The sequence below is a fragment of the Dinoroseobacter sp. S76 genome (genome assembly GCF_049801095.1).
Lineage (GTDB): Bacteria > Pseudomonadota > Alphaproteobacteria > Rhodobacterales > Rhodobacteraceae > Dinoroseobacter.
The window spans coordinates 536,439-551,087 of record NZ_JBNAGH010000002.1 but is presented as its reverse complement, the minus strand read 5'-3'; the positions used below and the strand labels follow the sequence as shown (position 1 = coordinate 551,087).

The 14,649-nt window shown below is 66.8% G+C and carries 11 protein-coding genes; 7 read left to right on the top strand and 4 right to left on the bottom strand.

Translation table 11 applies throughout. The features are described 5' to 3' along the window. Positions 1-54: 54 nt before the first annotated feature. The 3 genes from ACP153_RS08450 to gltS all read left to right on the top strand — a co-directional run bounded on the left by ACP153_RS08450 (position 55) and on the right by gltS (position 4,265). The gene (locus tag ACP153_RS08450; RefSeq protein WP_424970538.1) at positions 55-2,568 is read left to right on the top strand and encodes a heavy metal translocating P-type ATPase; all 2,514 of its coding nucleotides are present in this window, start codon (positions 55-57) and stop codon (positions 2,566-2,568) included. 4 nt (positions 2,569-2,572) lie between these two features. Continuing rightward, positions 2,573-2,986 carry a Cu(I)-responsive transcriptional regulator gene (gene cueR, locus ACP153_RS08445; RefSeq protein WP_424970537.1) on the top strand — a complete coding sequence of 138 codons (414 nt, stop codon included), beginning with the start codon at positions 2,573-2,575 and terminating at the stop codon, positions 2,984-2,986. A 70-nt stretch (positions 2,987-3,056) separates the two neighbouring features. Beyond that, a complete protein-coding gene (gene gltS, locus ACP153_RS08440; protein WP_424970536.1) occupies positions 3,057-4,265 on the top strand; it encodes a sodium/glutamate symporter in 1,209 nt (402 codons plus the stop codon). On the opposite strand, the gene ACP153_RS08435 is transcribed toward gltS, so the two are convergent. Further along, positions 4,262-7,339, bottom strand: a complete 3,078-nt coding sequence (locus ACP153_RS08435) for an efflux RND transporter permease subunit (protein ID WP_424970535.1) — start codon at positions 7,337-7,339, stop codon at positions 4,262-4,264. The two genes, gltS and ACP153_RS08435, sit on opposite strands and share 4 nt — an antisense overlap. A gap of 4 nt (positions 7,340-7,343) precedes the next feature. Next, positions 7,344-8,606 carry an efflux RND transporter periplasmic adaptor subunit gene (locus ACP153_RS08430; RefSeq protein WP_424970534.1) on the bottom strand — a complete coding sequence of 421 codons (1,263 nt, stop codon included), beginning with the start codon at positions 8,604-8,606 and terminating at the stop codon, positions 7,344-7,346. Positions 8,607-8,675: 69 nt separating this feature from the next. On the opposite strand from ACP153_RS08430, the gene ACP153_RS08425 reads away from it, so the two are divergent. Both ACP153_RS08425 and ACP153_RS08420 read left to right on the top strand, forming a co-directional pair. Beyond that, on the top strand, positions 8,676-9,128 hold the full coding sequence (locus ACP153_RS08425) for an ion channel (RefSeq protein WP_424970533.1): 453 nt from the start codon (positions 8,676-8,678) through the stop codon (positions 9,126-9,128). Between the two features lie 32 nt (positions 9,129-9,160). Further along, positions 9,161-10,132 (top strand): D-2-hydroxyacid dehydrogenase family protein, encoded by a 972-nt coding sequence (locus ACP153_RS08420; protein ID WP_424970532.1) that lies wholly within the window; start codon positions 9,161-9,163, stop codon positions 10,130-10,132. On the opposite strand, the gene ACP153_RS08415 is transcribed toward ACP153_RS08420, so the two are convergent. Next, a complete protein-coding gene (locus ACP153_RS08415; protein ID WP_424970531.1) occupies positions 10,110-11,135 on the bottom strand; it encodes an AbrB family transcriptional regulator in 1,026 nt (341 codons plus the stop codon). The two genes, ACP153_RS08420 and ACP153_RS08415, sit on opposite strands and share 23 nt — an antisense overlap. Then, complete coding sequence (locus ACP153_RS08410) at positions 11,132-11,785, bottom strand: GntR family transcriptional regulator (RefSeq protein ID WP_424970530.1); 654 nt, start codon at positions 11,783-11,785, stop codon at positions 11,132-11,134. The genes ACP153_RS08415 and ACP153_RS08410 overlap by 4 nt, the downstream gene beginning before the upstream one ends. 61 nt (positions 11,786-11,846) lie before the next feature. Here ACP153_RS08410 and tcuA point away from each other — a divergent pair, with 61 nt between their 5' ends. Both tcuA and ACP153_RS08400 read left to right on the top strand, forming a co-directional pair. Then, entirely contained in the window at positions 11,847-13,313 is a 1,467-nt protein-coding gene (gene tcuA / locus ACP153_RS08405; protein WP_424970529.1) for an FAD-dependent tricarballylate dehydrogenase TcuA, read from the top strand. 379 nt (positions 13,314-13,692) lie between these two features. After that, positions 13,693-14,583, top strand: coding sequence for a LysR family transcriptional regulator (locus tag ACP153_RS08400; protein WP_424970528.1), 891 nt, complete (start codon positions 13,693-13,695; stop codon positions 14,581-14,583). Positions 14,584-14,649 lie beyond the last annotated feature (66 nt).

The following is a 14,649-nucleotide window of genomic DNA, read 5'->3' as shown; positions in this document are numbered from 1 at the left end:
AGCTTCCAGTGGCTGGAAGCCTTATATGGGATCCATCCGAGAATGAGTCCCGCCATGTCTGATCCAGCCCCGCAAAGCTTTGCTCTCTCTCTGACCGGCCTGAACTGCGCCTCCTGCGCGGGCCGGGCGGGGCGTGTTCTGGACGCGTTGCCGAGCGTGTCGGAGAGTGTCGTGAACCTCGCCACCGAAGAGGCGCGCGTGACCCTCGCGGATCCGCAGGCGCTTGGCGATGTGTCCGACGCCTTGGCCAAGGCAGGCTATGCGCCGCGTGTGGCCAGAACGACCCTGACCGTGACCAAGATGTCCTGCGCCTCCTGCGCGGGGCGGGTCGAGCGGCTGCTGCAAGCCCTCCCGGGGGTGCAGGAGGCATCGGTGAACCTCGCCGCAGAGACCGCGACCCTGCGCTATCTCGAAGGGGCCACAAGCCCCGCGCAATTGATGGCGACCGCAACCGAGGCGGGCTTCCCGGCGAGCCTCGCCTCCGGGGACAGCCCGCCTCAGCGCGCCGAGCGGCAAGCCGTCGAGGCGCAGGAGATGGCCCGCCGTACACGCATCGCCGCCGCTCTCGCCCTGCCGGTCTTCGTGCTGGAGATGGGCAGCCATGTCATCCCCGCCTTTCACCATTTTCTCGCCGGAACGATCGGGATCCAGACCTCCTGGATCCTGCAATTCCTGCTGACGACGCTGCTCTTGGCGGGGCCGGGGCGGCTTTTCTTCCTGCGCGGCTGGCAATCCCTGCGCCATGGCGCCCCGGATATGAACGCGCTGGTGGCGCTGGGGACCGGGGCGGCCTGGGGCTTTTCCGTAGTGGCGACCTTCGCGCCGGGCCTGCTGCCCGAGGCGACGCGCGCGGTCTATTTCGAGGCCGCGGCGGTGATCGTCGTGCTGATCCTGTTGGGCCGTTGGCTGGAGGCGCGGGCCAAAGGGCGCACGGGGGCGGCGATCCAGAGCCTTCTGAGCCTGCAGGCGCCCACCGCGCGGCTCCTGCGCGACGGGGTGCCCGTGGAGGTGCCGGTCGAAGCGCTGGGGCGGGGCGATCTCGTCCGCATCCGCCCGGGGGATCGGATCCCCGTGGACGGGATTGTGGCCGAGGGCAGTGGTTTTGTGGATGAGAGCATGATCACCGGCGAGCCGCTGCCGGTGGCGAAAACCGATGGGGATGCGGTCACCGGCGGGACGGTCAACGGCGCCGGCGGCCTATCCGTCCGGGTGAGCCGCACCGGAGCCGACACCACACTCGCTCAGATCATCCGCATGGTCGAGGAGGCGCAAGGCGCCAAACTGCCGATCCAGGGTCTGGTCGATCGGGTCACCCGCTGGTTCGTGCCTGCGGTGCTGGGCATCGCGGTCCTGACCGTGGCGATCTGGCTGGCCGTGGGGCCAGGGCCGGGTCTCGCGCTGGTCGCCGGGGTGTCTGTGCTGATCATTGCCTGCCCCTGCGCCATGGGGCTGGCCACGCCCACCTCGATCATGGTGGGCACCGGACGCGCAGCCGAGATGGGCGTGCTCTTCCGCAAGGGCGACGCGCTGCAGAGCCTCAGCCAGGTGACGGTGATGGCTCTGGACAAGACCGGCACGGTGACGGCGGGGCGGCCCGAACTGACCGATATCGTGGCGCTGCCGGGTATCGAGCGTGCCGCGCTTCTGCGCGATGTGGCGAGTGTCGAGGCCGCCTCCGAGCATCCGATTGCGACCGCGATCCTGCGTGCGGCGGAGGCCGAAGGGGTGACGCTCAGCCCGGTCACCGGGTTCGACAGCGACACGGGTACCGGCGTGCGCGGCGCTGTGGACGGGGTCGCGATCCAGATTGGCACCGGCCGCATGATGGCGCAGGCGGGCATCCCCACCGAAGCCCTCGACGCAGAGGCCGCCCGGCTCGGCGCCGAGGGGCGCTCCGTCGTCTATGTGGCCCGTGACGGCGTGCTTGCCGCGCTCATGGCCGTGGCCGATCGGGTTAAGCCCGGAAGCCTCGAGGCGATTGCCGCCCTGCAAGCCCAAGGCCTGCAGGTGGTCATGATCACCGGGGACAGCCAGGCGGCTGCCGACGCCATCGCGCGAGAGACCGGGATTGACGAGGTCGTGGCCGAGGTTCGGCCCGATGGCAAGGTCGCGGCGCTTGACGCCCTGCGCGCGGCGCGGCCCGGCGCCACGCTCGGCTTTGTCGGGGACGGGATCAACGATGCCCCCGCACTGGCCCATGCGGATGTGGGGATCGCCATCGGCACGGGCACGGATATCGCCATCGAGAGCGCGGATGTGGTCCTGATGTCCGGGGATCTGCGCGGCGTGGTGAATGCCCGCCATATCTCGCAGCAGACCTTGCGCAATATCCGCCAGAATCTCGGCTGGGCCTTTGGCTACAACGCGGCCTTGATCCCGGTGGCGGCCGGTGTGCTCTATCCGGCCATGGGCGTACTGCTTTCGCCGGTTTTTGCCGCCGGAGCCATGGCGCTCTCTTCGGTCTCGGTGCTGAGCAATGCCCTGCGCCTGCGCCGTCTCGCACCGGTCAGCGCGGCCCCGCGCGCCCAGACCGCGCCCACGCGCCCCGCACCGCAACCGGCGGAGTGAGCCGATGAATATCGGAGATGTCGCCGCCCGCGCGGGCCTGCCGCCCAAGACCATCCGCTATTACGAAGAGATCGGCCTGATCCGCCCGGTGCGCAGCGCCAATGGCTACCGGGTCTTTCGCGACAGCGATCTGCACAAGCTCGCCTTTCTGGGGCGGGCGCGCACGCTGGGCTTCTCGATTGAGGATTGCCGGACCCTCCTTGCGCTTTACGAGGATGACCACCGGGCCAGCGCCCAGGTCAAGGCCGTCGCCGAAGAGCACCTGTCGCAGATCGAGGAGAAGATCGCGCAGCTTCGCGCTATGGAGGAGACCCTGCGCAATCTGGTCACGGCTTGCCATGGGGATGACCGCCCCGATTGCCCGATCCTGAACGATCTGGCCGGGCCCGGGCCGTGCAAGGACCCTGACGCGGCTTAAGTGCCACGCTTGCAATCTCGCGCGGGCAGGGCGACACCGGGGCGCGCGCCGCCCCACAGGACCCCCCGCCATGCCCGAGATCTTCGTCCCCGCCTTCATTTCCGTCACGATTGGCCTTCTGGTCTATTTCATCGGGGCGTTCCTGACCCGCAGCGTGGGGATCCTGAAGGACTACAACATTCCCGAACCGGTCTCGGGCGGGCTGGCGGTGGCGCTTCTGACCTGGGCGGTCTTTGCCCTGAGCGGCCGGCAGATCGTCTTTGATCTGGCGGTGCGGGACTACCTGCTGGTTTTGTTCTTCGCCTGTATTGGCCTGAATGCGCGTTTTGCGGACCTCTTGCGGGGCGGGCGGTTGCTGGGCCTTCTGCTGGCGCTGACGCTGGTCTTCATGGTGCTGCAGAACGGGGTCGGCTATCTCGGTGCGCTGCTCTTTGATCTGCCGACACCTGTGGGGGTGCTTCTGGGCTCGGCGGCCCTGATCGGCGGGCATGGGACGGCCATCGCCTGGGGGCCGCAGATCGAGGAGATGACCGGGTTCGCGGCGGCCTCCGAGCTGGGCATTGCCGCAGCCACCCTCGGCCTCGTGCTGGCGGCGACCATCGGCGGGCCGATCGCCAAGCGGCTGATCGACCGGCACGGGCTCCGGGGGGAGGCGGATGCCGCCCCGGTCGTGGGGCTCGAGTTCGAGGATCCCGGCGCGCCCAGCGAGGTGGTCAACCATATCAGCCTGATGCGTTCGATGCTGGCGGCCCATGTGGCGATCCTGCTGGGCTATATCGCCCATGTGATGATCCTTGAGGCCGGGCTCCAGCTGCCGCTCTTTGTGCCCTGCCTCCTGGTGGGGATCGTGATGTCGAACACCATTCCCTATCTGCTGCCGCGGCTGACCTGGCCTGCGGGCAGTCGGGCGCTCGCGGTGGTCTCCGACTATAGCCTGTCGGTGTTTCTGGCCATGTCGCTCATGAGCATGCAGCTCTGGACGCTTGCCGAGCTGGGCGGGCCGATCCTCGGGGTGCTGGTGCTGCAAGTGGCGATGACGACCGCCTTCATCTTCCTCGTGGTGTTCCCGGTGATTGGCCGGACCTTCACCGCCGCCGTGCTCAGCGCCGGGTTTGCGGGCTTTGCCCTCGGCGCCACGCCCACGGCCATCGCCAACATGTCCTCGGTGACGAAACGCTACGGGGCAGCACCGCTGGCCTTCATCGTGCTGCCCCTGGTCTCGGCCTTCTTCGTGGATCTGGCCAATGCGGTCGTGATCCGGATCTTCGTCGGCCTCTAGCCAGCCGCGCCTTCGGTCTCTTCCGCGCGGACGCGGAAGAAGATCGTGTAGAGGGTCGGCACGATGATCAGCGTGAGGATCGTCGCAAAGCTCAGACCGCAGATGATCACCACCGCAAGGGATTTGAAGAACGGATCCCAGAGGAGCGGCACCACCCCGAGCACGGTGGTCAGCACGCCGAGCACCACCGGGCGCACCCGGCTGACCGCCGCATCGACCACGGCGGACATGCGCGCCTTGCCGCCATCGATCTGACTGTCGGTCTCGTCGATCAGAACGATCGCGTTCTTGATCAGCATCCCCGTCAGCGAGAGCACCCCGAGGATTGCCATGAACTCCAGCGGTGTGCCCGTCAGCGCCAGCCCCCAGATCACCCCGATCAGCGCCAGCGGCACAGTGAGCCAGATGATCAGCGGTTGCTTGACCGCATTGAAGAGCAGGATCACCACGAGGATCATCGCCCCGAAGCCCAGAGGCATGGTCGAGGCGAGGCCGGCATTGGCCTCCTGCGAGTTGCCATACTCCCCCTCCCAACTGAGCGTGTAGCCCGGGGGCAGGGGGATCTCTTCAATCGGGCCGCGTACCTGTTCGAAGAGGTCCCCAGACAGCACGCCGGGCGCGTTGTCCGACTGGGCCGTGATGGTGAGCTGCCGGTCCACGCGGCGCAGATTGCCTGCCTCGAAGACCACGTCAAAGCTTTCCACCACTTGCGAGATCGGGATATAGCCGCCGGTCACCTGACTGAAGACCTGCACATTGCGCAAGCCGCCCACATCATTGCGGTCGGATTCCCGCGGGCGCATCACCACATCGAGCAATTCGTCGCCCTCGCGGAACACTCCCAGAGTAATGCCGTTGAGATGGCCGTAGAGCGCGGTGGAGATATCGGCCTGTGACAGGCCCAGCCGCCGGGCGCTGTCCGTGTCGATCCGGGGCTCGATCACCGGGACCTGCTCGCGCCAGTCATCCTTGATCGCGATCGCGCCGTACTCGGCCATGACCTCCTTGGCCTGTTCTGCCAGCGCGCGCAGGGTTGCCGCGTCCGGCCCGCTGAACTGCGCCTCAATCTTCGAGCCGCCCCCGGGTCCGAGGGTGAACTGCCAGACCTTGGCCGTGGCCTCGGGATAGCGCTCGTCGATCCAGCCCTGCAGCTCGTCCACAAGGCCCGAGATCTGATCGAAGCTTTCCACATCCACCAGAACCTGCCCGTAGGAGCTGTCCGGATCTTCGGATTCGTAGATCAGCATGAAGCGCTGGTGTCCGCTGCCCACGGCGGTGTTCGTGCCGGTCACCCCGGCAAGGGTGCGGGCATGGGCGTCGATCTCCAGCACATCCTCGCGGGTGCGGGTGATATCCGTGCCCTTGGGCAGGAAGTAATCCACCACGAATTGCGGCCGGGTCGAGGTCGGAAAGAAGCCCGGCGGCACCTGGCTGAACATGGCGATGGCCGAGGCAAAGAGCGCCACCACCAGCACCACCGTGCCGTAGCGAAAGCGGATCGCCTTGGCGAGCAACGCACGATAGGCGCGCAGGGCCGTGTTCTCGGGCTTGGGGGGCGGGGCCCCGGTGCCGTCTTCGGCGGGGGCAGGCGGCTTCAGCAGAAGCGAGCAGAAATAGGGCGTGAGCCAGATCGCCACGAGCCAGGAAAAGAGGAGCGAGATCGCGATGGTCCAGAACAGGCTGCCCGCATATTCCCCGGTATTGTCGGGCGAAAAACCCACGGGCGAGAAGGCAAGAAAGCCCACCACGGTCCCCCCGAGAAGGGGCCATTTCGTCTGGTTCACCACTGCCACGGCGGCCTTCGCAGTGCTCTCGCCTTTCTGGACGCGCACAAGGGTCCCTTCGACGACCACGATGGCATTGTCGACCAGCATCCCCAGCGCGATGATCAGCGCCCCGAGCGAGATCCGCTGCATATCGAGCCCGTAAAGCAGCATGCCAAAGAGCGTGCCCGCCACGGTGACCAGCAGGATCCCCCCCATCAGGAGGCCCGAGCGCAGGCCCATGAAGATCATCAGCGTGCCGACCACGATCACCAGCGCAAGCACCACGTTGCTCACGAAGTCATCGACCGAGACCTTGACGCTGTCGCTCTGGTCCGAGATCGCCAGCACCTCGATCCCGATGGGCCTTTCCGAGATGTTCTGCGCCATCCGCTCTTTCACGGCGACGCCCATATTCACCACGTTGCCGCCCAGCGTGTTCGAGATTCCGATCCCGATGGCGGGCCGTCCATCGCGGTAGATCAGGCCCGCAGGGGGATCGATCAACCCGCGCGTGACTTCGGCAATATCGCCCAGCCGGAACAGCGCGCCATTCTCCGGGTTGGTGATCACGAGGTTCGAGATCGCTTCGGTTGAGGACACCCCATCGGGCACGCGGATCTCCAGCCGCGTCTGTCCAGCCTGGATCGAACCGCCGGGGATCACAAGGTTCTGCCCCTCGAGGATCTGGGAGACCTGCTCGGAAGTCAGGCCCAGCTCGATCAGCCGCGCGGAGGAGTATTCCACATAGATCACTTCGTCCTGAACCCCGTTCAGAACGACTTTGGACACACCATCCACTGTCACAAGAAGGCGCTGTAACTCCTTGGCATAGTTGTAAAGATCCGTGATCGAGTAACCGTCGCCCACCACCGCGAAATAGAGCGCGTAGACATCGCCGAAATCGTCAAAGACCTGACTGGTCAGCGCATTCGGCGGCAGGTTCGGCTGCGCGTCGTCGATCTTGGCCCGCATCTGCGCGAAGCGTTGATAGAGTGTGTCGTAATCCGGCACGGACGGGATGGTGAACTCCACCATCACATTGCTCAGCCCCGGGGAGGAGACCGAGCGCACCTCCAGCACGCCCTGAAGCTGCTGCAGCGCGTCCTCGATCACCTCGGTGACCTCTTCGGCCACCTCCTCGGCGCCCGCGCCGGGATAGGGGGTGATGATCTGGGCCTGTCGGATGATGAATTCCGGGTCCTCGAACCGCGGCAGGGTCGAATAGGCGTAATAGCCGGCAATCAGGATCAGGATCGTGGAGACCGCTGAAATGATGCGCTTTTTGAGCGCGAAATCTGCGAGATCCACTGGCTCAGCCCCCGATCTTCGTCACGGGGCGGATTTTCATGCCTTCCATGATCTGGCTGACCCCGGCGGCCACGACCGTGTCGCCCGCCGCGAGGCCATCGGCGACCGCGACCTTGTCGCCCTCTGCCTCGCCCAGGGTGATAGGCTGGCGGCGCACGGTGTTGTCCTCCTGCACCTGCCAGACAAAGGGGCTGCCATCGGGGTCGGCGGCGAGGGCTGTCAGCGGGATCAGCAGCTTCTGCCCGTTGCCCGGAGCCGAGGACAGGACCCGGCCCACCATGCCGGGCAGGATCGCCGCGTTCTCCGGCGGAACCACTGCCACGCGCCCGCGATAGGTCTGGGTGGCCGTGTCGGCCTGAACGGAGAATTCGACGATCTCGCCATCGAAAATATCCTCGGGCAGGGCATCAAACGTCACCTTGTTGCGGATGTTCTCCTGCCCATTGGCAGTGAGCGCGGTCACATCCGGCCCCGGCACGTCAAAGAGAAGGTGGACGATCTGCAGGTTCTGCAAAAGCGCCACGCTTTCACCGGCCTGCACGATGGTGAAGCTGTCGATATCGCGCCGGGCGATGATCCCGTCGAACGGCGCGCGCAGGGTGGCGTCGTCAAGCTGGTCCTGGGCGATCTGGATCTCGGTTTCGAGCCCGCGGAGCACGGCCTCCGCCGCTTCGATATCCTCGGGGCGTCCGCCGGATTGGCCGATGGCGAGCTGTTCCTGCTGGGCGCGGAGATTGGCCTGGGCCACGCGCAGGTTTGCCTCATCCCCCTCAAGCTGCGCAGTCGAGGCCACGCCCCGCTCGGTCAGCTGCCGGGTCCGCTCTGCCTGTTCCTGGGCCTGGACGAGCTGCGCCTCGGCAGACGCCACGGCCGCTTGCAGGGCTGCCACTTCCTCAACCCGGGCACCGATCCGCAAGGCATCGAGCTGGGCGGCGGACTGGTCGCGCTGGCTTTCGAGCTGGGCGACCCGTCGTTCGAAATCCCGCGGGTCGATCCGGGCGATCACATCGCCCTTGGCCACGCTGGTCGCCGCCCGGATCGGCAGCTCGACCACCGGCCCGCTGACCCGGAACGAGAGCTCCACCTCGTCGGAGGGCAGCACGATCGCCGGATAGGTCCGTGTGACCTCGCCGGAGGTCTGCTCGACCACGGCCACCTTGGCCGGGCGGGGGATATCGGGGGTGGTGGTTTCTTGCGCCGTCAGGCCCAATGGCATCCCGGTCAGCGCGACCGCCACAAGGGCGCGCGCGATTAGCTGGTTCATCATCCGGGGCTCCATCGCTATACAGTTTCCAATACGCTTGCAGTGTTTCACGCAGCAGTCAAACCGGAAAGGATGCCGATGTCGATGACCGCACAGGTTCTGTTGGGAAGCTGTTTCCTGACGGTTTGCACCCTTGTCCATGTGGGGTTAATGGCGCTGTGTATCCCGCTGATGACACGCGCGCACAAGCAGTTCTCCCATAGCGGAAAAGTGTTTCGTTCCGCGCTCTTACTGTCTCTTGCGCTGATGACGGTGCTGGTGGCGCATACGGTGCAGATCTGGACCTGGGCCTTCGCCTTTCAGAGCGTCGAGGCTTTTGACGACATCGCCACCAGCTTCTACTTCGCGACGGTGACCTACACGACCCTGGGCTACGGGGATCTCACTCTGGGCGAGGGGCTGCAGATCTTTGCAACCTTTGGGGCAATCACCGGGCTTTTGACCTTTGGAATCAGCACGGCGTTTCTGATTGCGATCATCGGACGGCTGCTGCCGCCGGAGGATATCGGGACAAGCCGGCTCTGACGCGGAGCTGAGGGGGCGCAGAGAGGGGGCGCATGAAGGTTCACATTCTCGACGATTGGTTCGATACCCTTCGGGGGCTGCCCTGTTTTGCCAAGCTGGCCGGGCATGAGGTCACGGTCTGGACGGATCACGAGGCAGATCGGGAGGCCCTCGCGGCGCGACTGGCCGAGGCGGAGGCGCTGGTGCTCTTTCGCGAACGCACGGCGATTGATCGGGCGCTTCTGGCGCGCCTGCCGAAACTGCGCCTGATTTCCCAGCGCAGTGCCTATCCCCATATCGACGTGCCCGCCTGCACCGAGCATGGCGTGCTTCTCTGCTCCAAGATGAAGGGCGGGGGCGGGCCGAACTATGCGGCCGCCGAGCTGACCCTGACCCTCATGCTGGCCAGCGCGCGCGATCTGCCGGCGCAGAGCGCGTCTCTGCGGGCGGGGGCCTGGCAATCCGGGGTCGGGCGGACCCTGCGCGGGCGCAAGCTGGGCCTTCTGGGCTATGGACGGATCGCGCAGGCCGTGGCGGGCTATGCCACGGCGCTGGGGATGGAGGTGCAGTGGTGGGCCTCGGAGGCCAGCCGCGCCCGGGCCGAGGCGGACGGCGCGCAAGTTGCCCCGTCGCGCCATGCGTTCTTTGCGACCTCCGATGTGGTGAGCCTGCATCAACGTCTGACCCCGGCCACGCGCGCCGGTGTCACGGCGGAGGATCTGGCGGCCATGTCCCCGGGGAGCCTTCTGGTGAACACCGCGCGGGCGGGGCTGATCGCGCCCGGCGCGCTCGAGGCCGAGATTGCCCGCGGGCGGATCCGCGCGGCTCTGGACGTGTTCGACACCGAACCCCTGACGGATCCGGCCCATCCTCTCCTGACCCATCCCAACGTGATCGCCACGCCTCACATCGGCTTCGTCACCGAAGACGAATACGAGATCCAGTTCAGCGATATCTTCGATCAGGTGGCGGCCTTCGCGGAAGGCGCGCCAATCCACATGATCAACCCGGAGGTTTGGGGCTGAGCCAACGCGCGGCAACCGGAGCTCCGATGATCACCGTGACGATCCGCAGGATGTGGTGGGCAATGACAAAAGCCATATCCGCACCGGTGAGCAGGGCGAGCACCGTCATCTCGGCCTGACCGCCCGGGGCGAAGGTCAGCAGCGCCTCCAGCGGCGGGGCGAGGCCCAGCAGGATCACCGCCTCGGTGAAGATCAGCGCGAGAACCAGCAGCACGATGCAGAACCCCAGGGCGGCAAGCACATCGCGGCGCACTTCCGGCCCGGTCACGCCCGCGTATTTCGCACCCACGGTCATCCCGATGAAGAACTGCGCGGCCCAGATCGCCTCGGCGGGGGGGCGGTATTGCAGGATGCCGAGCATGGCGAGGATCCCCGCGGCGATCATCGGCCCGAGGATCGAGGCGCCAAAGAGCCCCACGCGCCGGGCGACCTGCCAGCCGACAAGGCCTGCGGCCACCATCAGGGCTAGCTGGCTCAGAGGGATGCTCGCCGCCGGCGCGCCGGGCGGGTTCGACAGGTCCAGCGCCCAGCCCCATTCCAGCACGAAAGGCAGGATCGTGACGATCACCATCACCCGCGTCGCGTGGATCAGCGAGAGCGCGCGCACATCGCCGCCCGCCTCCTCACCAAAGACCAGCATGTCCTGCAGCCCGCCTGGCATGGCCGAATAGTAGCTGGTCGCGAAGTCAAAGCCCCAGAGCCGTTGGAAATAGGGCACCCCGATCACCGCCGAGAGGGCGATCAGCACCGGGATCATCATCAGGGTCGGCCACATCGCCGCCATGGAGAGCACCACCGAGAGGCTGAGCGTCGCCCCCACGGCCACGCCGAGCACGGCCCGCATCGCCTCATTGACCGGCTTCAGCCCGCGCAGATCGAGGCCGAGCAGCCCTGCGAGCAGGCAGGCCGCGATGGGCCCGAGCAACCAGGGCAGGGGCAGGTCCAGCCCCGTGAAGACCCCGACCCCGGCGAAAGCGATCAGATATGTGCGCAGCAGGATCATAGATCGCGCATCACGGAGAGGCGGTGGCGCAGGGAGGTTTGCAAATGGGCCTCGGCGGCCGCGCCTGCCTCAGCCGCATCACCTGCGCGAATGGCGGCGATGATCGCGTCATGCTGACGGCAGACCGTCTCGATCCGCGCCTCATCAGCGAGCGTCGTGGGACCGAGCAGGAGAAGCGCGTTGTTCAGGGCCCGCGCGGCCTCCAGCAGGAAGCGGTTGCGCCCGGCGCGGTAGAGCACCTCGTGGAATTGCTGGTTGATCGCGGCGGCGCGCTGGCTGTCCTCGTGGCAGGCGGCGATCTGGGCGTTCAGCGCCTCCAACTCGTCGGCCTGGGCGGGGACGGCGTGCTTGGCCGCAAGCTCCGAGGCCGTGCGTTCCAGCACCAGACGCATCTCGTAGAGCTCGACCACCTCCCCATGGCTCAGCTTGCGGATCACCGCGCCGATCCGGGCACGATGTTCGACAATGCCATCGGCCTCCAGCCGTCGCAGGGCCTCGCGAATGGGGGTGCGCGAGAGGGAGAGACGCTCCGCAATCTCCACCTCGCGCAGGCGGTCGCCGGGGGCGTAGTGCCCCGCGCGAATGGCGTCGAGCAGGGCCGCATAGGCCGCGCCGCCCTGGTTGAGTTCTGGATTGTCCTTGCGGGTCACGTCCCGGTCCTTCAGTATTGTATCCGATTGGATACAAGATTCGTAGCGGATGGAGGAGACGATGTCAAAGCATGTGATCGTGGTGGGGTCGGGAAATGCAGCGCTCTGTGCGGCTATGGCTGCGCTGGAAAAAGGGGCCGAGGTTCTGGTGCTGGAAAAGGCCGACGAAGCCCTCGCAGGCGGCAATACGAAATACACCGCCGGGGCCATGCGGTTTGCCTATGACGGGACGGAGGACCTGTTGCCCCTGATCCGCGATCGCGCCGATCCGCGGCTCGCCCGGACCCGCTTTGGAAGCTATCCACGCGCGCAGTTCGCCGACGATCTGCTGGGCTTCAATGGCGGCAGGCCGCTCTCGCCGGAGCAGACGCGCCTTGTGGACCAGTCCCTCGACACCCTGCATTGGCTCGCCAGCCATGACGTGACCTTCGAGCCGATCTGGTCGCGCCAGAGCTTTGAGCGGGATGGCGAGATCGTGTTCTGGGGTGGGCTGACCCTTGCGGCACAGAACGAAGGGGTGGGGCTCTTCGAGATGGAGCTTGCCGCGGTGGAGCGCATGGGCGGGCGGCTGCGCTGCGGGGCCGGGGTGACCGGGCTTGTGACCGAGGGCGACCGGGTCACCGGGGTGCGGATCGGGGCGGAGACCCTTGCAGCCGATGCGGTGATCCTGGCCTGTGGCGGGTTCGAGGCCAATCCGGATCTGCGCGAGGCCTGGATGGGCGGCAATTGGCGCAAGGCCAAGGTGCGGGGCACACCGCATAACACGGGCGACGGGCTGCGCATGGCGCTCGAGCTCGGCGCCGCCCAGCGCGGGCTCTATGACGGCTGTCACGCCACGCCCATGGACCTGCATATGGCGGATTTCGGCGGGCTGCATCTGCCCCCGGCAGAGCGCAAGAACTTCCGCAAGATCTGCTACTTCCTGGGGGTCATGCTGAACGCGAAGGGCGAGCGCTTCGTGGATGAGGGCAAGACCTTTCGCAACTACACCTATGCCCAGTTCGGGCGGGCCGTGCTCGACCAGCCGGGGCATTTCGCCTGGCAGATCTTTGACGCCAAAGTCGATCCGCTGCTCTATGGCGAATATCATTTCGAAGAGGCGCATTTCGTCGAGGCTGACAGCCTCGTGGCCCTTTGTGCCAAGCTCGAGGGTGTAGACCAGCTCGCAGCCCTTGCGACCCTGAATGCCTTCAACGCGGCGGTCGACCAGGACACGCCCTTTGATCCGACCATCCTCGATGGCAAGGCCGCAACCGGTCTGCCAGTGCCCCGGTCCAACTGGGCGCAGGTGCTCGATACGCCGCCCTTCCGCGCCTATCCGGTGACCGGTGGGATCACCTTCACCTATGGCGGTCTCTCGGTCTCCGATCGCGGTGCGGTTCTGCGCGAGGATGGGACAGAGATCGAAGGGCTCTTCGCCTGTGGCGAGATGGTGGGCGGTGTCTTCTATGAGGGATATCCGGGGGGCTCAGGCCTGACCTCTGGCGCGATCTTCGGGCGGTTGGCAGGCGCTTCTGCGGGGGCGTAGGGTGGTGATCTGACGTGGTCGCGGGACCCGCGCGGCGAGGAGGCGCGGCCTTCGCGCTCTGCGCCGAGTGTCCGAGGCGAAAGCCCAGGGGCCGCTCTCTCCTTGGCCGAAACGCCGACGCCAGCGAGGCAAACGCGGTTGGCTATGCCGGCTTGTGTGTCGCGAGCAAGTCCTCGGTCTGCGCCCTCGGGGCTCGGGGCTCGGGGCTCGGGGCTCTCGCGAAAACGAGGGGCGACCTGGCGAGGACTGCACCGTCAGCCGGCTGCCTGCCGACCCATCTTCATCTTGACCGCAAGACCCGCGCGCCGTCGAATGCGGCTCTGACCCAGAGCGTGGCGTGACGCCTGCGCCGCTGCCGGGCGGAGGAGGGCGGACGGACATGAAGGCAAAACATGTGGAACTGATCGCGGTGGTCGCGGAGGCGGGCAGCCTCGGGGCCGCGGCGCTGATCCTCAAGAAGTCCCAGCCCGCGGTCTCCAAGGCCCTGCAAGCCGCGGAGGCGGAGATCGGCTGTCAGATCTTTCAGCGCAGCCCCACCGGGGCCGTGCCCACGGTGGAGGGGCGCCGCGTGGTCGCCCGGTGCCAGAGCATCCGGCGGGAGCTGGACCTGCTCACCGAGGATGTGGCGCAGATGCAGGGCGAGGTGCGCGGGACGCTGAACCTCGTGGTCTCGCCCCTTGCGGCCACACGGATCGTGCCCCGGGTCCTGACCCGCTATCTGCGCCGCTACCCGGAGGTGCAGGTCCAGATCATCGGCGGCCATGCCCGCGCGGCGTTTCAGCGTCTGCGCGCGCGGGAGGCGGATTACGTGATCGGCCCCGCACCGGAAAAGGGGGAGGAGCTGGGCTTGCGGTCCAAACGCCTGCTGCAGACCGGGCTGACGATCGGGACGGGACGGGGCTCGCGCTATCTTGGCGAGACGGATCCAGAGGTCCTGCAGGCGGCGCCCTGGCTGATGATCGGGCCGCGCAATCGGCGTCCGCTCTATGAGGGCTATTTCAATCGCCATGGGCTCGAAGCGCCGCGTCCACGCATCTGCTCGGATTCGATCCTGACGATCATGTCTCTGTTGGAAGGCTCGGATTACCTCTGCTCCTTCCCTTCCGAACTCTTTCCGGACCTCGCCTCGAAATGGGAGATGGCCGAGCTCACCCTGCCGCTCAATGACGTGGAGATCGCCCTCGCGCTCACCGCCGAGCTGGGCCGTGTGCCGACCCTCGCAGCACTGGCCTTCGAGGACATGGTCGAGGCGGTCACGGCCGATATGTAGCGCGGGCCGGGGCCGGGTTCGGGTCATAACCAGAATTTATGTCTCTAAGAAGCGACCGGTTGCGGG